This is a genomic window from Lachnoclostridium sp. An138 (genome assembly GCF_002160765.1).
GTDB lineage: Bacteria > Bacillota > Clostridia > Lachnospirales > Lachnospiraceae > Laedolimicola > Laedolimicola faecalis.
Genome location: NZ_NFLF01000005.1, coordinates 204,846 through 224,678, shown reverse-complemented (window position 1 = coordinate 224,678; position 19,833 = coordinate 204,846). Strand labels below are relative to the sequence as shown.

Below are 19,833 nucleotides of genomic sequence, written 5' to 3'. Positions count from 1 at the left end.
TAGATAGGGCAGAGGTGGAAGCACGGTAACGTGTGGAGCTGACTGTTACTAATAGGTCGAGGGCTTGACCAAAAAGCGAAGAAAGCGAAAGCACTTCGCAAAGCGTCATAGGATAGAAAGAAAGTCTTAAAAATGGATTGACAGTATATAGTTTTGAAGGTATAAGGGAAGAACTTATGCCAGATAATCCTCGATAGCTCAATGGTAGAGCACACGGCTGTTAACCGTGGGGTTGTAGGTTCGAGCCCTACTCGGGGAGCTTCAGAGGAGAAAAACCTGCCGGCAGAATTGCCGGCAGGTTTTTTGTATGCTGGCGGAAAGACGGAATATTTTTCATTGCTTTTCCTTACCCTTAATTGACAAGGGCATACTCGCCTCCAGCGGTTTGGTTTCGGCCTTTTCCGCGTCATCGTCAATCGGCGTACGTCCGGTACGCCTCATTCCGTTTCCTTGAAAAGGTCGAAACCAGACCTACTGGAGGTCAAAGAGTCAGGCAGAGGCTGTTCCAGCGTCCTGCAAGGCGCTTGAACGACGCGTACTGGGTGTACGCGGAATGAAAAGCAACACAGCAGGACACCGGAACAGCCCTGCTCTGACCGAACATGCCCTTGTTAATTAAGGGTATCTCAATAAAATCTTAAGAATTCCCGGCCCCAGAAATTAAAAAAGCCTTGTTATAACTGATTACAGACAGTAAAATGGGAGTTAAGAGGTGAGAAGGATGACAAAAACCAAAAATACAATTCTGGTGTGTGATGACGATAAAGAAATTGTGGATGCTATTGAGATCTATCTGTCTCAGGAGGGATACCGGATTCTGAAAGCCTATGATGGCCTGCAGGCCGTGGAGATGCTGCAGAAGGAGGACGTACAGCTGCTTCTGATCGATATCATGATGCCGAAGCTGGACGGCCTGCGCGCGACGCTGAAGATCCGTGAGAAGAGCAGTATCCCGATTATCATTCTGTCTGCGAAATCGGAGGATGCGGACAAGATTCTGGGGCTGAACATCGGAGCGGACGATTATGTAACGAAGCCGTTTAATCCGCTGGAACTGGTAGCCCGGGTGAAATCCCAGCTCCGTCGCTATACAAAGCTGGGAACAGCGGCAGGAGAGAATCAGAAGGTCTACCAGACCGGAGGCCTGATTATCAATGATGATCTGAAAGAAGTTACAGTAGACGGAGAGCCTGTGAAGCTGACTCCCATTGAGTACAATATTCTTCTGCTCCTGGTGAAGAATCAGGGAAAGGTGTTTTCCATCAACCAGATTTATGAGAGTATCTGGAATGAGGACGCAATCGGAGCGGATAATACGGTGGCGGTGCACATCCGCCATATTCGTGAAAAGATAGAGATTAACGCGAAAGAGCCCCGTTACCTGAAAGTAGTCTGGGGAATCGGCTATAAGGTGGAGAAGCTGTAGAATGAAATGGGAGTATTCAAAAACCTGGAAAGCGCTGGCCATCGTTGTCAATCAGATTTGTGCGGTGGTTCTGGTTCTGTCCGTCGTTGTCTGTACCGTGTATGTGGGGAGCAGCGGCTTTGGCTGGGTCGGAAAAGATCAGAGTTTTGAGAGCACCGCTTATTATCAGAATGAGGTGCTGGAACAGATTTACCGCTGTATCCGCGCAGCCAGCCGGGAAAGCAAATTTGAAAAGAATGGCGTCTATGATGGAAGCCTCCTTGTAAATGTGGAAGAGTATGCGGAAAATAATACGATTATGGACAGCAATCCGGAGAGCGGAGGCCTGTATTACCGGCTGACGGATCTTCTGAACTGGTCCTTGGACGGGTTTGAGACCACTACCCTGATGAAGCTGACCTATGAAGACGGCTCAGTAGGATATTTGACGAAGGGCTCCCGGAATTATACGGAACAGTCATTGTATGAAGATGGCTCGGCGGTGGCTTCCATTTCCACAGTGGGGGGCAATAATGAGGAGTATTCCGAAGAAATCTTTGAAGATAGCGCGGATGAGAGCGAAATAAGCGCAGATACAGAAGAAGCGCAGGAGCCGGCAGAGAGCAGCACCACGGACGGTATGTGGGAAGAGGTTATCACGGAAGCGGACTCGGAAGCGCTGGCGGATATGGGGCTTTTTGACGCAGGCCAGGGGACTGTACAGAATGTGGAGCAGATAGAGGCGGTGGAAGAGCGCTACGCGCCAGTGGGGTATGACAGCATTACCTCCTATGCGGAGGAGCAGAAGCTGACCACCGGGCAGCTGCAGGCTCTCTACTATGATTTGGAAAATATTATTCCTGTCATTTACAATGATTTTTATGCCTATAAAGAAAATCTGGAGCTTTTCAGTCCCAGCATGACAAATATGCGGTATCTGCTGATTCCCAAATCAGTCACTGAGGTGACGCCGGATGATTTTGAGGAAAAGATCTACACAAATATCATGACCTTTGGGACAGCCGAATTTAAAGACACGGAAGGAATTCTGAATTATATCCGGGGATTTAAAGATTATCTGATTTATGACAGCTCCAATATGGACTTTCAGCCAAGCAATATGCCCATTTCCTTAAGTGAGCTGAGCAGCTATGTGAAGAGCTATCCACCCTCCATAGAAGGCGATTATATTCTGGCGATTGCTGTTGATCCCCAGTATATGGCCAGCGACAATCTGCAGCAGTATAAACAGCAGTTTGAGGAGATACGGCCTATCAGCCGGCTGGCTGTCTACGGTGTAGTGCTGGGAGCAGTGCTCTATCTTCTTACGATGGTGTATTTGACCATGGCTGCAGGCCGGAGCACAGAGGAAGAGGGAACGATCCGGTTGAACCGGTTTGATCATATCCGGACGGAAGCGGCGCTGCTTATGATTGCGCTTCCTTCGCTGGCCCTTTTGTTCGCGGCTACGCTGCTTTCTATCAGGAATCTGAGCATGACAGAGTTTGCCCTGTCCGGCGGCGGAATTGCTTTTCTGTTTAATCTGCTGTTTCTGAGCGGTTATCTGAGTCTGGTGCGGCGGCTTCGCAGCAAAACGCTGTGGTCGAACAGTATGCTGTGCAGAATGGTGGAAGGGTTCCGGAAGGCGCTTCGAAACCGGAAAGCGACGACCAAGTCTCTGCTGAGCTATGGCACGTTCCTGCTTATCAATATTGCATGTCTTTGTCTGGGAGGCGTGGGAATGTTCCTGGCGGTGCTGTTTGATATTGGGACAGGAGTTTTTCTGATAAAGCAGGCGGTGCAGCGCCAGAAAATTCTTGATGGAATCGCAAAGATTTCGGAGGGCGATCTGAACCATCAGATTCCTGTGGATAAGCTGGGAGGAGATAATCAGGTTCTGGCGGAAGCAGTGAATCAGATTGGAAAGGGACTTTCCATGGCAGTGGAAAAAAGCATCAAGGATGAACGTCTGAAATCAGACCTGATTACGAATGTGTCTCATGATATCAAGACTCCGCTGACATCGATCATCAACTATGTGGATCTGCTGAAGCGGGAGGATATTCAGAATGAACGGGCGAAGAACTACATTGCCATTCTGGAGGATAAGGCCCTGCGTCTGAAACATCTGACGGATGACCTTGTAGAAGCCTCAAAGATAAGCTCCGGAAATGTAAAGCTGGAGATGACCCGCATTAATTTCCAGGAGCTGATCAATCAGACAAACGGAGAATTCAGCGAGAAATTTGAGGATAAGGGACTGCAGTTCGTGATCAATATGCCACAGGAACCCGTGGTGATCGAGGCAGACGGACGGAGACTCTGGCGTATCGTAGAAAACCTGTATAACAACGCCGCCAAATACGCAATGCCCAATACCCGGGTCTATGTGGATCTGACGATTGTAGGACATATGGTGCGCTTCAGTATTAAGAATATTTCTGAGCAGCCTCTGAATATTGACGCGGGAGAGCTGACGGAGCGGTTTATCCGGGGCGACGTGGCCCGCAGCACAGAAGGAAGCGGTCTGGGCCTGTCCATTGCGAAAAACCTGACAGAGCTTCAGAAAGGAAGCTTCGACATCTATCTGGATGGAGATTTGTTCAAGGTAACGATCATTTTCCCGGAAGCGCCGGAACTCCGGCGGGATACGGCAGGCGGAGCCGGCCAGAAGGAACCGGAAGCGTAAATACGGAAGAAACCGGAAGCAGAAAGCGGCTTATAGGGAAGGAGCCGGAAGCAGAAAGCAGCTTATAGGGAAGGAGCCGGAAGCAGAAAACAGCTTGCAATCTTCAGGTTCTATATTTATAATAAATATAATGCGGGCCCTGCACGGGGAAGTGCAGGGCCTGCTTCTGTATGACAGAGAATCTGCAGAGCGTTTGCATGGCAGAGATTTTATCTGACAGGAGGAGAGAGCATGGTTCAATTATTGGAAGGCGGAGCATATCTGCTGAATGGAACGGAGATCGTTCCGGATACGAAGGACGCGGCCAGCGTGCTGGAGAGCCAGCTGGGCAGCGTGCCGTCCAAAGAGGATGCGAAAAAGCAGACCATTGCTTATGGCATTCTGGAGTCGCATAATACTTCCGGCAATATGGAAAAGCTGGAGATTAAGTTTGACAAGCTGACATCTCATGATATTACATTTGTGGGCATTATTCAGACGGCCCGCGCTTCAGGGCTGGAGAAATTCCCGATTCCTTATGTCTTGACAAACTGCCACAACAGTCTGTGTGCGGTAGGCGGTACGATCAATGAAGACGATCACATGTTCGGCCTGACCTGCGCCAAGAGATACGGCGGAATCTATGTGCCGCCTCATCAGGCAGTCATCCACCAGTTTGCCCGTGAAATGCTGGCAGAGGGCGGCAAGATGATTCTTGGCTCTGACAGCCATACCCGTTACGGAGCGCTGGGTACCATGGCTATGGGAGAAGGCGGACCGGAGCTGGTCAAGCAGCTTCTGAACAAGACTTATGACATTAATATGCCGGATGTGGTGGGCGTATACCTGACCGGAAAGCCCCAGAAGGGCGTGGGTCCCCAGGACGTGGCGCTGGCGATTATCGGCGCAGTCTTTGAAAAAGGATATGTAAATAATAAGGTAATGGAGTTCGTGGGCGACGGCGTCGGAAACTTAAGCGCGGATTTCCGTATCGGCATCGACGTCATGACCACGGAGACCACCTGCCTGTCCTCGATCTGGCAGACAGATGATACCATTAAGGATTTCTATGAGATTCACAAGCGGCCGGAGGCTTATAAAGAGCTGAAGCCGGGCAGCGTAGCTTACTATGATGGAATGGTTTACGTAGATCTGAGCGCAGTAAAGCCGATGATCGCAATGCCTTTCCATCCCAGCAATACCTATACCATTGAAGAACTGAAGGCAAACCTGGGCGATATTCTGCGGGATGTGGAGAAAAAAGCTCTGGTATCCCTGGGAGGAGCTGTGGAATATCATCTGACCGACAAGATTCATGATGGAAAGCTTTATGTAGACCAGGGAATCATTGCCGGCTGCGCAGGCGGCGGCTTTGAAAATATCTGCGCGGCAGCGGATATCCTGAAGGGCGCCAGCATCGGCCCGGATGAATTTACTTTGAGCGTATACCCGGCAAGTATGCCGGTTTATATGGAACTGGTGAAGAACGGGGCGGCAGCCACGCTGATGGAGACAGGCGCGGTCATGAAGACGGCCTTCTGCGGACCCTGCTTCGGCGCGGGCGATACGCCGGCCAACAATGGCTTCAGCATCCGCCACTCCACAAGAAACTTCCCGAACCGGGAGGGCTCCAAGCTCCAGAGCGGCCAGATCGCGTCCGTAGCGCTGATGGATGCCCGTTCTATCGCGGCGACAGCGGCGAATAAGGGATATCTGACAGCTGCCACAGAGATGGATGTGGATTATTCCAACCCGCGGTACTTCTTTGACAGCAAGATTTATGAAAACCGCGTCTTTGACAGCAAGGGCGTGGCGGACCCCTCCGTGGAAATCAAGATGGGTCCCAATATCAAAGACTGGCCTGCCATGCCGGCGCTGCCGGAGCACCTGATTCTGAAGGTGGTTTCCGAGATTCACGATCCGGTTACGACGACGGACGAGCTGATCCCGTCCGGAGAGACCTCTTCCTACCGTTCCAACCCTCTGGGACTGGCAGAGTTTACCCTGTCCCGCAAAGACCCGGCCTATGTGGGCCTGGCAAAGGAGATTCAGAAGGCGGAAAAGGCCATCGAGGCCGGAAACTGTCCCGCAGAGGCGGTGCCGGAGCTGAAAGGATTGTTCGCAGCTATCGATACCTGGTATCCGGGCGTCAATAAGACGAACCTGGGCGTGGGAAGCACAATCTTTGCGGTGAAGCCGGGAGACGGCTCCGCCAGAGAACAGGCGGCTTCCTGCCAGAAGGTGCTGGGAGGCTGGGCGAATATCGCCAATTCCTATGCCACCAAGCGTTACCGCTCCAACCTGATCAACTGGGGCATGCTGCCCTTCCTGATCGACGAGGGTGAGCTTCCGTTTACAAAGGGTGATTTCCTGTTTGTGCCGGATATCCGCAAGGCCATCGAGGACAGGCAGAGTGAGATTAAGGTCTATGTGAACGGCGAGAAGGAGCGTAAAGTGACGCTGCGCCTGGGCGGACTGACCGATGATGAGCGCGAGATCATTCTCAAGGGCTGCCTCATCAATTATTACAGAGGATAAATTTATTCATGACAGAATTGCGGAAGGCGGCGCCCGGGTGACGGACGCCGCCTTCCGCGTTTATCCGTAACTAAGCCGCCTTCAGAGGCTTTTCTGGCCTGGCTGGACAGAATTGTATGTTTTCAGATGAAGGCTTGACAAAAGGGAAAGCCTCTGTTACAATACCTCTCGTAACAGAAATGTAACATTTGTAATAATAATTGTAATAAGTGAAATAAAAATGTTACATCATTGTACAGGGAGGTTGTTATGAGCTTTATCAGCAAAAAGGTGCTGGCGCTTGGCGCTCTGGCGGTGCTCTGGGTCATGGGCTCCGGTTTTACGGGACTGAACGTGGAGATGGCGGCTGGCATCGAGTCCGTAATGGACGATCTGACAAGCGAGGATTTTGAAGAAATACAGGCGCAGAACGAATGGGACAGCAAAGTGCTTGCCGATGTGGAGGATTATGTGACGGTGCGTTCCGAGCCCAGCTCTGAAGCGGAAGCGGTGGGCCGCATGTTCAAGGGAGACGGCGGCGATATCGTAGAGCAGACAGAAGGATGGACCAAGATCAGCTCTGGAAATGTGGAAGGCTATGTGAGCAACGAGTATCTGCTGTTCGGTGAGGAAGCATACAATCAGGCACAGACGGAAGCGGAGCTTACAGCCACGTCGCTGACCGGAGGCCTGAGAATCCGCGAGGAGGCCAGCACAGACGCGAAGATCCTCAAGAATGTGGAGGAAGGCGCGAAGCTTGATGTGGTGGACGCCGGCGGCGAAGGATCGGAATGGGTCCAGGTAGAGTACGCGCAGGATAAGACAGGTTATGTCTCTGCCGAGTATGTGGATGTACAGTATGAACTGGGCGAAGCCATGACGATGGAAGAGATAGAGAAAAAAGAAGAGGAAGAGAAGCGAGAGGCTCTGAAGCAGCAGCTGGAGGCCTTTAAGGCAAATGGTGATGATGTGACTCTTCTGGCGGCTTTGATACAGGCAGAGGGCGGCAATCAGCCCTACGAAGGCCAGGTGGCCATCGGCGCGGTGGTTATGAACCGGGTAAGAAGCGGACGTTACGGAAGCACGATTGCAGACGTCATTTATGCTCCGGGCCAGTTCGGCGTGGTAAGCAATGGAACGATTCTGCGGTATACCAGCAGCCCCAAGGCAAGCTGTGTGCAGGCGGCGCAGGAGGCGATTAACGGCTATACCAATGTGGGCGGCTTCACCCATTTCAAGAATGCAAGATCGTCTGTAAGCTCTGATCACATTGTGATTGGAAACCATGTATTTTATTAAATCAGAAAGAGAATGCCGGCGTGTCAGAGGGGCGTACTGCTCCTGGTACGCCGGCGCTGGTTTTATATTGGGCAAGGAGCTCCGGGGAGAACCTGGGGCTCTTTGTCTGCCCGCCTCTTCTGCGATTCTTAAGAAAATCTTTCGTGTGAAAGAAAGAAGTCTGTGCTACAATAAAACACAGAAATATAGAAATACAGAAATACAGATACACAGACAGAGATTCTGGATGACGGAGGAAAAGAGGTATGAATGTGAAACTGGAGACGCCGACGGCGGTTCTGAAGGCCAGGGAGGCGAAGAAAGGAATGAACTGGTTCCTGGAAATCCTTGTGTTCGGGCTGGTATACCTTGCGGTATCCATAGGAGAAAGCGTGCTGATGCTCCCGGGCATGGTCTTCGTGATGCTTACGAATCCGGAGGTTATAGCGGCTGCCACGACCGGAGATACGGCGCAGGTGGAGCAGGCTCTCCTGGGGCTGGGAAGTTCCGACGCCCTGATGGTCTGCATGCTGTTCGCAAATCTGGCTATGATAGGAATCGTGATGCTGTTCTGTAAAGTGGTACAGAAGCGGAAAATGAATACGCTGGGGTTTGTGAAGAAGAATATGGGCAGGGAGTACCTGAAGGGACTTGGCTTTGGTTTCCTGCTGTTTTCCGCAGCGGTTCTGCTCTGCGTCGTCACAGGTTCCCTGAAGCTTAAGGGTATCTCGCCTGACTTTGCGCCGGGTATGTTCCTGCTCTTTGTCCTGGGCTTCCTGATTCAGGGAATGGCAGAGGAAGTACTGTGCAGAGGCTATTTCCTGGTATCATTTGGGAGACGCCATTCCATGTGGGCGGCGGCTCTGGCCAATGCTTTGCTGTTTGCCATGCTTCATCTGGGAAATGACGGAGTCTCACCCCTTGCGCTGATCAATCTGACATTGTTTGGCATCTTCGCTTCGGTTTATTTCATAAAGAGCGGGAATATCTGGGGGATCGGGGCTTTTCATTCCATCTGGAATCTGGCGCAGGGCAATTTCTACGGAATCCGGGTGAGCGGCATCGTGACAACGTGTTCTGTGCTTGCCAGCAGTCCGGTGGAAGGGAGAAGCCTGATAAACGGCGGTTCCTTTGGCCTGGAGGGCGGTCTGGCGGTCACGGTTGTCCTGCTGGCCGGAACGGCGTTTCTGCTGTGGAAGCACCCTGCCCGCGAGCCGCGGAGGGAGATGGAGCTGTAAGCGGACAGAAACTTTACTTGTAATCAGGCTGTAATTATAGTATATTAATCATAAGTTCGGGAAGGAAAGGAGAGCAGTGAGGTATGAATGCAGTTTACTGGCTGATTCTGATTATTGTGCTGGTGGTGCTGGAGATTATTACGCTTGGGCTTACGACGATCTGGTTCGCCGGAGGCGCTCTGGCAGGTTTTATTCTTTCCATGCTGGATGTGCAGCCTGTTCTTCAGTGGGCGGCGTTCTGCGTGGTGTCCCTGATACTGCTGTTCTGTACACGGCCCTGGGCTCTGCGCTATTTTAACAGCCAGAAAAAGGTGAAGACGAATGTGGACAGCCTGATCGGGAAGACGGCTGTCGTGACATCCGCGGTTTCCAATCTGGAGGGACAGGGTGAGGCTGTGGTGAACGGGCTGACCTGGACAGCGCGTACCGCTGATGATTCCGTGACGATACCCGAGGGCGCCCATGTGGAAATCACAGCCGTACAGGGCGTAAAGCTGATTGTAAAAAGAAAAGAGGAGGGCTGATATATGCCGCAGATAGTAGGTACCGTACTTGTAATTATTCTGATTATTTTCATTCTGCTGATTCTGGCTTCCTGCATCAAGATTGTGCCGCAGGCACAGGCGCTTGTTGTAGAGCGGCTGGGCGCGTACATGGGAACCTGGGGAGTGGGAATTCATTTCAAAGCTCCGTTTATTGACCGGGTGGCAAAGCGGATTACGCTGAAAGAGCAGGTCGTTGACTTCGCGCCCCAGCCGGTGATTACGAAGGATAATGTAACGATGCGGATCGATACGGTAGTATTTTTCCAGATCACAGATCCGAAGCTGTTTGCCTACGGCGTGGAGAACCCGATCATGGCTATCGAGAACCTGACGGCTACTACTCTGCGTAATATCATCGGCGAGCTGGAGCTGGATCAGACGCTGACCTCCCGTGAAGTGATTAATACCAAGATGAGAGCTTCTCTCGATGTGGCTACCGATCCCTGGGGCATCAAGGTAAACCGCGTGGAGCTGAAGAACATCATTCCGCCGGCAGCCATTCAGGATGCTATGGAGAAGCAGATGAAGGCAGAGCGTGAGCGCCGTGAAGCGATTCTCCGGGCGGAAGGAGAGAAAAAGTCCACGATTCTGGTAGCAGAAGGTAATAAGGAGTCCGCGATTCTGGACGCGGAGGCGGAAAAAGAAGCAGCTATCTTGCGCGCGGAGGCGAAGAAGGAAGCCATGATCCGGGAGGCGGAAGGCCAGGCGCAGGCGATTCTGAAGGTACAGCAGGCGAACGCGGATGGTTTAAGAATGCTGAAAGACGCCAACGCGGACAGCGCGGTTCTGCAGCTGAAGAGCCTGGAAGCCTTTGCGAAGGCGGCAGACGGACAGGCGACAAAGATTATTATCCCGTCCGAGATTCAGGGACTGGCGGGCATGGTAAAGGCCATTACGGAAGTGGCGAAGGAAGGATAGCATGCCGGCTGCATGTTGTCTGATCGGTTATAAAAGAAAATGATATGCTGGGGGCTGCGGCGCGGGAAAACTGCGCGCAGCCTCCTTGTGATAAAAAGAACCTCTGACTGGAGAAGGAGAATGTGATGGAACCAAGGCTGGATCTGACAAAAGAATACGGGCTTGTACTGGAAGGAGGCGGAGCCAAGGGGGCCTATCAGATAGGGGCATGGAAAGCGCTGAAGGAAGCCGGCGTGAAGATAAAGGGCGTGTCGGGCACTTCCGTGGGGGCTCTGAATGGAGCGCTGATCTGCATGGATGACCTGGAGAGGGCGGAAAATCTCTGGGCGAATATTTCCTATTCCCAGATTATCAACGTGGACGACGAGCTGATGGGACGGCTGTTTGATAAGAGCCAGATGAAGCCGGAGTTTTTAAGGGAGACTTTGAAGGAGATTTTCCGGATGCTGGGAGAGGGCGGCATGGATATCACGCCGCTGCGCCGCCTGATAGAGGAAAATATTGACGAAGATCTGATTCGGAAGAGTCCGGTGGAGTTCTATTCCTGCACCTATTCTCTGACGGACCGGAAAGAACTGAATGTAGACATGAAGACGGTGCCTGAGGGGCAGATGAAGGACATGCTTCTGGCCAGCGCCTATCTTCCGGGCTTTAAGAATGAAAAGCTTCACGGCAAGACCTATGTGGATGGAGGCGCCACCAATGTGCTTCCCATGGATGTGCTGCTGGAGCACGGCTATCAGGATCTGATTCTGCTGCGTATCTTTGGGGTGGGAAGAGAGAAAAAAGTCAGCATTCCGGAGGGGGTGAGCGTGACGGAGATTGCTCCCAGGGGAAATCTCGGAAATACGCTTCAGTTTGACGCGGGAAAAAGCAGAAAAAACATGCGCCTGGGGTATTATGACGCTCTGCGGGCAATATACGGCCTGCAGGGAAAAATATATTATGTTGAACAAACCCGGGAAGAGTGTTATTATTTAAAGCAATTGGTGCAGGCGAAGCCCGAAGTCCGCGCGGCTTTGCTGGAGGCCTATGAACTGGACCGGAGTCCGGAACAGGAGATGCGGAGCTTTGTGGAGCTGCTGCTGCCCCTTCTGGCCGTGGAGCTGAAGCTTCCGAAGGATTGGAATTACAGCAGTCTCTACCTGGCGATTCTGGAGACTGCGGCCCGCCACTGTAAGGTGCACAGATACCGGGTCTATACGGTGCAGCAGCTTCTGGAGGAGACGAAGAGAAAGATCGGAGAAAACGGGATTCCGGAAGGAATGCCGGACTGTGTACAGCTGATTCTCGATGTGAAATCGGGAGATGAGGAGGAAGAAGATTGAAAATGAGAAGTAGAGGATATTCATTATCTTTGGCACACGACAAATAAGCCATCTTTCGGTGGCTGCTTTAAAAATTGAATATTGAGAATGTTAAGGTTATGCAGTTGCTGACTTGATTTTATAACCCTGATTCCTCACTAGAATAATCGCCTGCTCCACCGTGATCTCACGATCAAGCGGAAGCGAATCGGATTTTTTATAAAGTTCCGCATTATAGTTTTCACCGTTCTTCAGCATGTGGTATAATGCAGTCAGAAGCATTCTTGCTATGGCAATGATTGCTTTCTTGTGACCGCGACGCTTTTTGATACGGAGATAACGGTTACGAATCTCAGGATGCTTTTTGCTGGTAACGACAGCATTGGCACACTGCACCAACAGTGGCTTGATATAGCATCCGGCCTTGGAAACCCGGACAGATTTTTTCTTCCCTGCGCTTTCGTTGTTGGTCGGAGTCAGTCCGGCCCAAGAGCATAAGTGTTTCGCCGAGGGAAAAGCCTCCATATTGGTACCAATTTCGGAAATGATCCCGATGGCAGTGAAGGTACTGCGGATACCAGGAGCGGTTTGGAGAATAGCAAGTTCCTGCTGATAGGGAGCGGCGAGCGCAAGAATGAGTTCTTCAAGCTCTGCTTTCCGGGATTCCAGGTTTTCATAATGAGCCTTAATTACCTTAAGTTTACCAGCCTGTTCCGGAGTGATATAGCCGTCAATGGCGTCACGGAGTTCAGGGAGTTTCTTTTTCAAACTTTTGTAAACAAGAGGTTCAAGGTCAAAGGAAGTATCTGCGGGATTTTCCAAAAGTTTATCCAGTATCGCCTGAGCAGATTTGCCGAAGGTGTCCGAAACAACGTTTCCCAACTGGATATTGGAAACCGTGAGACAGTTCTGCAAACGATTCTTTTCGCTTGACATAAAGCAGGTCAGTTTGAAACGGTAACGCATAAGGTCACGAAGCTGGCGGATGTCAGCAGGTGGCATAAAGCTACCGGCAACAAGATCATGCTTGAAGAGGTCAGCAATCCATCTGGCATCTTTCTTGTCAGTTTTCTTTCCACGGATAGCCTTAACATATTTGGGATGGGCAAGGACAATGGAACAATCATCTTCTAAGATGTTGTAAACAGGAATCCAGTATTTACCGGTAGATTCCATACAGACATCCCTGCAATTCCGTTTGAGAAGCCATTGTAACAAATCTTTCAGACCGCTCGTGTAGGTCGAAAAACGGTGGCTCTCATAAGTGGTGACGCCTTTATCATTGGTAGAGGCGATACAGGCCACTACAAAAGTCTTGTGGACATCAATGCCACAGCAGATTTTGTACACGATTTTTAAAGCCATAGGGACTCCTTTCAGAACCAATAGGTTCGCAAAAGATTATAGGGAGAGACGGCATTGACTGAACGCCTAAGCCATAAACGAGATTGTTTATACAAAGATAAGATTACGTGATCGGGTCACACTTATTTGTGCTTGAAAAGGCGGACTACACATATAAACATACGGTCATCCGGCACACCAAAAGAATACCTTGGTGAGCCGGAGGTCCCACTCACCTCCCCGTGATTTGTAGTATACCGGGTTCCCTATGAACAAGAATTATAACGAAAAAATAGGCTCAGGAAAACCATTTTCATAACGTTTTGTGCCTGAGCAAAGCGAAAGGAATGGATATAAACATGAATTTAAAAGGACGCGATTTTCTTACGCTCCGGGATTTTACGCCGGAGGAAATTGAGTATCTGGTGGATCTGGCCGCAGAGCTGAAGGCAAGAAAGAAGCAGGGAATTGTGGAACGTGATCTGAGAGGGAAGAATGTAGCTCTGATTTTTGAGAAGACGAGCACAAGAACCCGCTGCGCTTTCGAGGTGGCTGCCCACGACCTGGGCATGGGAACCACTTATCTGGACCCGTCAGGCTCCCAGATCGGAAAGAAGGAGAGCATCGCGGACACGGCCAGGGTGCTGAGCCGGATGTTCGACGGTATTGAATACCGGGGCTTCGGCCAGGAGATTGTGGAAGAGCTGGCGAAGTATTCTGACGTGCCGGTCTGGAACGGTCTGACCAATGAGTATCATCCCACGCAGATGCTGGCCATGCTTCTGACGGTCAAGGAGCATCTGGGGCGTCTGAAAGGCGTAAAGCTGGTGTATATGGGAGATGCCCGTTATAATATGGGAAATTCTCTGATGATCGTCTGCGCGAAGATGGGCATGCACTTTACAGCCTGCGCTCCAAAGGCTTATTTTCCGGCTCCGGAGCTGGTATCCTGGTGTCAGGAAGTGGCAAAGGAGACGGGCGCGTCCATTACGCTGACGGAAGATGTGGAGAGCGGTACGAAGGGCGCGGATGTGATTTACACAGATGTCTGGGTATCCATGGGAGAGCCGGACGAGGTGTGGGAGACGCGCATCCGGGAGCTCTCTCCCTATCAGGTGAACAGAAAAGTCATGGAGAATGCAGGGCCGCAGGCGATTTTCACCCACTGTCTGCCGGCATTCCACGATCTGAAGACCACCATCGGAAAGCAGATCGCGGAGAAGTTCGGCATTACGGAAATGGAATGCACGGACGAGGTGTTTGAGTCCGGCCAGTCCGTGGTATTTGATGAGGCGGAGAACCGTATGCACACAATCAAGGCAGTGATGGCGGCTACACTGGGGTTATAGAGATGCAGAAAAGGAAAAACAGGCTTGTCAGAGATCCCTATTACCACTGGAAGGCCCTCAATATGATTCTGGCCCTTGCGATACTGATTCTGGCGTTTCTGGTTCTGACAGGAAGAGAAGAAAAGTATCTGATTCCGGCGGCCTGTTTTCTCGGAGCTGTTATGTGCGCGCTGTCAGGAATTATGGAGCTGGCCAAGAATAAGAAGGTCATAGGTTATATCTGTTCCGTGTTTTCGGGAATCCTGGCGGTAGCTTTGATTTTAAATGTAATCTGGTTGTGGTTCATATGATAAAGGAAGAAATGTTAAAGGCGCTGAGAGAGTCGGGGGATTTCGTCTCGGGCCAGGAGCTCTGTGAAAGATTCGGCGTTTCCAGAACTGCGGTCTGGAAAGCCGCCGCCAGATTGAAAGAAGAGGGCTATGAGATTGAGAGCGTGTCCAACCGGGGTTACCGTCTGAAGGCCCTTCCGGATGTGGTGACGGAGGCCGAGATCGGAAGCCGGCTCAAGACAAGGGTGATGGGAAGAAACTGTGTCTGCTTTGACAGCGCGGACTCCACAAACGTGCAGGCCAAGCGGCTGGCGGAGGAAGGCGCTCCCCACGGAACACTGGTCTGCGCGGAGACCCAGACAGCCGGAAGAGGAAGACGCGGCAGAGCCTGGAGCTCGCCTCCCGGAGCGGCTGTCTATATGAGCCTTCTGCTTCGGCCCAAGGTCCGTCCGGAACATGCGTCCATGCTGACGCTGGTCATGGGACTTGCGGCGGCAGAAGCGTGCAATGAGCTTCTGAGCCGGGCCGCGGCCGGGAAACCTTCTGTACCGCAGACAGGCCTGAAATGGCCCAATGATCTGGTGCTGGACGGCAAGAAGACTGCCGGAATTCTGACGGAGATGAGTACGGAGGTCGATTTCATTCATTATGTGGTGATCGGCATCGGCATCAACGTAAACACAGAAGGGTTTCCGGAAGAGCTTCCCCATGCGGCGTCGCTGCGCCAGTACGCGGGAAAGCCGCTTCTCCGGGCAGAGCTCATCGCTCTGTGCATGGAATATTTTGAAAAATATTATGACAGGTTTGAAAAAAAAGAAGACCTGGGGGACCTGAAGGAAGAGTATGAGAGACTGCTGGTAAATAAGGGAAAGCAGGTGCGCGTTCTGGAGCCTGGCCGCGAGCATACCGGCACAGCTCTCGGCATCAGCAGCCAGGGTGAGCTTCTGGTGGAGCTGGAGGATGGCAGTATAGAAAAGGTCTATGCAGGCGAGGTATCGGTGCGCGGCGTCTACGGCTACGTGTAACCGTGCCTGGGAGGATGAAATGTATCAGGATAATGTAGTGCTCTGCGGAGCCAATTCTTATGAGGAGAAATATTATTTCAATGAGGATTTTGCGGCTCTTCCGGACGCCATAAAGAAAGAGCTGAGGATCATGTGTGTGCTCTTTGTGTCTGAAGTGGGAGGTATTCTGCTTCTGGAATTTGAAGAGGACGGGACGCTGATCTTTCAGGTGTCCAGCCGGGATGATGATTTCTTTTTCGATGAGATTGGGAGCGGCCTGAAGATCAGGGAGCTTCAAAAGGAAAAAGAAGAGCTTCTGAAGTCCTTGGAGCTGTTTTATAAAGTGTTTTTTTTGAATGAGGAGATTGAACATGCATAACGAACTGTTTTCCATAGGACCTTTCACTGTATACGGGTATGGGCTGATGATTGCCATTGGTATTTTTTCCGCCTACTGCCTGGCAGAATACCGGGCCAGAAAAATCGGACTGGATGATGAAAGAGTCTTTGGTCTTACGATTTGGGCTGTCATCGGAGGCATCGCCGGCGGCAAAATTCTTTATTACCTTACGATTCTTCCGCAGATTGCGGCGGACCCGTCGCTTCTTTACCGGGATCTGATGGAAGGCTTTGTGATTTACGGAGCGCTGATTGGCGGTTTTATCGGGATTGTTCTCTACTGCCGGCACTGGAAAATGAACGTGCTCAGCTATCTGGATCTGGCGCTTCCGTCTGTGGCGCTGGCCCAGGGCTTTGGCCGGATTGGCTGTCTTCTGGCAGGCTGCTGCTATGGACAGGAGACGGACAGCGCTTTCTGCATCGTCTTTCAGAATTCGGCCTATGCGCCTAACGGAGTGCCGCTGATTCCCACGCAGATTATCTCCAGCGCGCTGGATTTCCTGCATTTTGGCCTGCTGATTCTCTTCGCGAAAAGATGGAAGAAAGGGGAAGGCCAGGTGGCCGGCCTTTATTTCGCTCTGTACAGCGCGGGACGCTTTATTCTGGAATTCTTCCGGGGAGATCTGGAGCGGGGAAATGTGGGAGCGCTGTCTACCTCGCAGTTTATCGCCATATTTGCCTTTCTCTTCGGCGTGATCCTGTTTTTCTGGGCAGGAAAGCATGGGGGAAAGGCGGCTGAGGAAGCGTCTGCGGATACAGGAGAAATGAAAGATGAATAAAGCAGAGGGAAAAGCACAGACCTTTTTGTATTTTGGAATTCTTCTTGCGCTGATTGCCGTGGACTGGCATTGGTACGCCGGCCAGTTTCCGGATGAAAGCTTTGTGCTCCGGCTGCCGTTTATCGGGGCTGTCTATGTACTGTGGCTGGCAGCTATTGCGGTCTGCTTTGCGGCCAGTATTCTCCTGTTCTGGAAGGCCGGAAAGGAACAGCAGACCCACCGGCGCAGGCACAGGAAGTCAAATACTCCGCAGGAATAAAAGAAGAGGAACTGACAATGTCATTGAAAATAGGAAATACAGAGCTTCCGGGTTCTGTGATACTGGCGCCTATGGCAGGGGTAAGCGACCTGCCATTTCGTTTGCTCTGTCATGAACAGGGGGCGGATCTGGTCTGCATGGAAATGGTCAGCGCAAAGGCCATTGCCTACCATAACCGCAATACGGAAAAGCTTATGCAGATCAGCCCGGCGGAAGGCCCTGTCTCGCTGCAGCTCTTCGGGTCGGAGCCGGATTTGATGGCGGAGATTGCGAAAGAAATCGAGGAACGTCCCTTTGACATTCTGGATATCAACATGGGCTGTCCGGTTCCCAAGATCGTGGGAAACGGTGAGGGCTCAGCCCTGATGCGGGACCCGAAGCTGGTGGAGCGGATTGTCAGCAAGGTGGCAGGCGCCATCCAAAAGCCGGTCACCGTGAAGATTCGGAAAGGCTTTGACGATGATCATGTCAATGCGGTGGAGATCGCCCGGATTGCGGAGGCCAGCGGGGCCGCGGCGGTGGCGGTGCACGGCCGGACCAGAGAGCAGTATTATTCCGGAACGGCGGATTGGGAGATTATCCGCCGTGTAAAGGAAGCGGTGTCCATTCCTGTCATTGGAAACGGGGATGTGGATTCGCCGGAAAAGGCAAAGGCCATGCTGGAGGAGACGGGCTGCGACGGCGTGATGATCGGGCGGGCCGCCAGAGGAAATCCCTGGATTTTCCACCAGGTGGGAGCATACCTGAAAGAGGGGCGGCTGGAGCCGAAGCCTTCCCGGGAAGAAATCTATGCCATGATGCTCCGCCATGCCAGGATGCAGGTGGAATACAAAGGGGATTACACCGGGGTCCGCGAGATGCGCAAGCACATCTCCTGGTATACAGCGGGACTTCCCCATTCCGCAAAGCTGAGAGCGCGGATTAACAGTGTGGAAAGTCTGAAAGAGATGGAGGAGCTGCTGCCAGTTTTGACAGGTAAAAATAATTCGCACTAAATCCATTGAAAATACACAGCTTCATTGCGAAAATAGAGATGTTACAAAAAACTTTTTCGCAGTGAGGTTGAAATGGGAAGAAAAGAACGAAGGATTCAAAAGAAATTTGAAAAAAATCCAATCCGGGAATTGAATAAGATCCAAAACAGATTTTACAGCCAGCTCTTCTGGAAGTTTTCCCAGACAAAAGATCCCCGGCATCCAAGCTATATTACTTATACCAACCGTATGATGCTGGGGACGTTATATTATAAGGGGATTGCAGGGATAGACAGCATGCAGGAAATGACCGAAAAGTTTAATGATGAGGCAGTTTCTAGAAATCTGTCCGCATTCATGGGTGAAAAAGTAAAAGAGTATGTTCCCCACCATGTAACAGAGAATGAATATCTGGAAAAGCTTGATCCAGGGGAACTGGAAGAAATCAAGCAGGATCTGGTGTATCATTTAATCCGAAGACGATGTTTTGAGAATGCGAGATATAAGAAGAAATGGCTGGTCATTGTAGACGGGACGCAGCTGTACTGTGGCCGGAGAAAGCTCAATGAACACTGTTTGGAACGGCGCTGCAATAAAGGGACGGATAAAGAGATTACGCTGTATCACCGGGATGTGCTGGAGGCGAAAATCTATTTTGGCGAAAAGCTGGTAGCCAGCATAGGAAGTGAATTCATCGAAAATAATGGGGAAGACCGGAAGCGCCAGGAAAGCATGAGTGCTGAAGAAATCAAACAGGATTGTGAAACAAAAGCATTCGTTCGACTGGCGGAGCGGATCAAGAAGAGATTTCCCCGGTTACCAATCCTGCTACTGGCAGACAGTCTGTATGCGTCGAAACCGGTCATGGATCTGTGCAGGGAATATAAGTGGGAATTTCTGATCCGATATAAAAAAGGGAGTATTCCAAGCATAGCGGAAGAATACGAAAAGATAGCGGAAAAAGGAAAAACGGAGAAAGCGGAATTTGTGAATGATATCGATTATGAAGGGAAAGCAGTACACGTATTAAGGTATCGGGAAGAAAAGGATGGGGAGATAACAGAATTCCAATGGCTGAGCAGTATAAAGATTACCAAAGGAAATGCAGAAAGAATAGCAGAAACAGGGAGAAAACGCTGGAAGATAGAAAATGAAGGATTTAACCGGCAGAAAAACTGGCAGGGAAGCATTAGCCATACATGCAGCTGGAATGACCAGGCGCAGAAGAATCACTATCTGATGGAACAGATATCAGATTTTATGAAACAGCTGTATGAGTACTATTATCTCAAGAAAAATGAGATTAAAAAGAAACAAAAAAATATATCTTCCGATTTGTTAGCCAGCTTTGGACGGCAACTAACAAAAGAAGATATATTTCCAGTAGATGAAGCTACACAGTCATCCAACTGAGATAAGTATAGCAAAGGAAGTGGTGCCTGCCAAGAGGGAAATGAACCGAATTATTCACAAAAAGAAAGTATCGTAATAAGTGCGCTTATGGAATGTGGATAAAAGGTGCGGAAAAAAATAAAATGGGGATAACATAATTTCTCAAGAAATTTTTTCTTTATGGCAGG

The 19,833-nt window shown here is 50.9% G+C and carries 17 protein-coding genes and 1 tRNA gene; 17 read left to right on the top strand and 1 reads right to left on the bottom strand.

Annotation, left to right across the window (positions count from 1 at the left end; all coding sequences use genetic code 11):
- Positions 1 to 187: 187 nt before the first annotated feature.
- From B5E82_RS06600 to B5E82_RS06560, 9 genes are all read left to right on the top strand, one after another.
- Positions 188 to 259 (top strand) — tRNA-Asn (locus B5E82_RS06600).
- Positions 260 to 721: 462 nt separating this feature from the next.
- Complete coding sequence (locus tag B5E82_RS06595; protein ID WP_087306766.1) at positions 722 to 1,426, top strand: response regulator transcription factor; 705 nt, start codon at positions 722 to 724, stop codon at positions 1,424 to 1,426.
- 1 nt (position 1,427) lies between these two features.
- Entirely contained in the window at positions 1,428 to 4,094 is a 2,667-nt protein-coding gene (locus B5E82_RS06590; protein ID WP_087306765.1) for a sensor histidine kinase, read from the top strand.
- Positions 4,095 to 4,325: 231 nt separating this feature from the next.
- A complete protein-coding gene (locus B5E82_RS06585) occupies positions 4,326 to 6,611 on the top strand; it encodes a hydratase (RefSeq protein ID WP_087306764.1) in 2,286 nt (761 codons plus the stop codon).
- 249 nt (positions 6,612 to 6,860) lie between these two features.
- Positions 6,861 to 7,889 carry a cell wall hydrolase gene (locus B5E82_RS06580; protein WP_087306763.1) on the top strand — a complete coding sequence of 343 codons (1,029 nt, stop codon included), beginning with the start codon at positions 6,861 to 6,863 and terminating at the stop codon, positions 7,887 to 7,889.
- Between the two features lie 245 nt (positions 7,890 to 8,134).
- A complete protein-coding gene (locus tag B5E82_RS06575; protein WP_087306762.1) occupies positions 8,135 to 9,106 on the top strand; it encodes a CPBP family intramembrane glutamic endopeptidase in 972 nt (323 codons plus the stop codon).
- An 83-nt stretch (positions 9,107 to 9,189) separates the two neighbouring features.
- On the top strand, positions 9,190 to 9,630 hold the full coding sequence (locus B5E82_RS06570) for an NfeD family protein (RefSeq protein WP_087306761.1): 441 nt from the start codon (positions 9,190 to 9,192) through the stop codon (positions 9,628 to 9,630).
- A gap of 3 nt (positions 9,631 to 9,633) precedes the next feature.
- Positions 9,634 to 10,569 (top strand): SPFH domain-containing protein, encoded by a 936-nt coding sequence (locus B5E82_RS06565; protein WP_087306760.1) that lies wholly within the window; start codon positions 9,634 to 9,636, stop codon positions 10,567 to 10,569.
- Between the two features lie 125 nt (positions 10,570 to 10,694).
- On the top strand, positions 10,695 to 11,897 hold the full coding sequence (locus tag B5E82_RS06560) for a patatin-like phospholipase family protein (protein ID WP_087306759.1): 1,203 nt from the start codon (positions 10,695 to 10,697) through the stop codon (positions 11,895 to 11,897).
- Positions 11,898 to 11,993: 96 nt separating this feature from the next.
- On the opposite strand, the gene B5E82_RS06555 is transcribed toward B5E82_RS06560, so the two are convergent.
- Positions 11,994 to 13,241 carry an IS110 family transposase gene (locus tag B5E82_RS06555; protein WP_087306758.1) on the bottom strand — a complete coding sequence of 416 codons (1,248 nt, stop codon included), beginning with the start codon at positions 13,239 to 13,241 and terminating at the stop codon, positions 11,994 to 11,996.
- Positions 13,242 to 13,579: 338 nt separating this feature from the next.
- Here B5E82_RS06555 and argF point away from each other — a divergent pair, with 338 nt between their 5' ends.
- The 8 genes from argF (at position 13,580) to B5E82_RS06515 (ending at position 19,666) form a co-directional block, all read left to right on the top strand.
- Positions 13,580 to 14,569 carry an ornithine carbamoyltransferase gene (argF, locus tag B5E82_RS06550; protein WP_087306782.1) on the top strand — a complete coding sequence of 330 codons (990 nt, stop codon included), beginning with the start codon at positions 13,580 to 13,582 and terminating at the stop codon, positions 14,567 to 14,569.
- Between the two features lie 2 nt (positions 14,570 to 14,571).
- A complete protein-coding gene (locus B5E82_RS06545; RefSeq protein WP_087306757.1) occupies positions 14,572 to 14,859 on the top strand; it encodes a hypothetical protein in 288 nt (95 codons plus the stop codon).
- Positions 14,859 to 15,863 (top strand): biotin--[acetyl-CoA-carboxylase] ligase, encoded by a 1,005-nt coding sequence (locus tag B5E82_RS06540; protein WP_087306781.1) that lies wholly within the window; start codon positions 14,859 to 14,861, stop codon positions 15,861 to 15,863. The genes B5E82_RS06545 and B5E82_RS06540 overlap by 1 nt, the downstream gene beginning before the upstream one ends.
- 19 nt (positions 15,864 to 15,882) lie before the next feature.
- Positions 15,883 to 16,221: a DUF6145 family protein gene (locus B5E82_RS06535; RefSeq protein WP_087306756.1), complete on the top strand. Its 339-nt coding sequence runs from the start codon at positions 15,883 to 15,885 to the stop codon at positions 16,219 to 16,221.
- Positions 16,214 to 17,020, top strand: a complete 807-nt coding sequence (locus B5E82_RS06530) for a prolipoprotein diacylglyceryl transferase (protein WP_087306755.1) — start codon at positions 16,214 to 16,216, stop codon at positions 17,018 to 17,020. The genes B5E82_RS06535 and B5E82_RS06530 overlap by 8 nt, the downstream gene beginning before the upstream one ends.
- Positions 17,013 to 17,279 carry a hypothetical protein gene (locus B5E82_RS06525; protein ID WP_087306754.1) on the top strand — a complete coding sequence of 89 codons (267 nt, stop codon included), beginning with the start codon at positions 17,013 to 17,015 and terminating at the stop codon, positions 17,277 to 17,279. Before B5E82_RS06530 ends, B5E82_RS06525 begins: the two co-directional genes overlap by 8 nt.
- Before the next feature lie 17 nt (positions 17,280 to 17,296).
- Positions 17,297 to 18,274 (top strand): tRNA dihydrouridine synthase DusB, encoded by a 978-nt coding sequence (gene dusB / locus B5E82_RS06520; RefSeq protein ID WP_087306753.1) that lies wholly within the window; start codon positions 17,297 to 17,299, stop codon positions 18,272 to 18,274.
- 72 nt (positions 18,275 to 18,346) lie between these two features.
- Positions 18,347 to 19,666 carry a transposase family protein gene (locus B5E82_RS06515; RefSeq protein WP_087306752.1) on the top strand — a complete coding sequence of 440 codons (1,320 nt, stop codon included), beginning with the start codon at positions 18,347 to 18,349 and terminating at the stop codon, positions 19,664 to 19,666.
- The last annotated feature ends 167 nt before the right edge of the window (positions 19,667 to 19,833 follow it).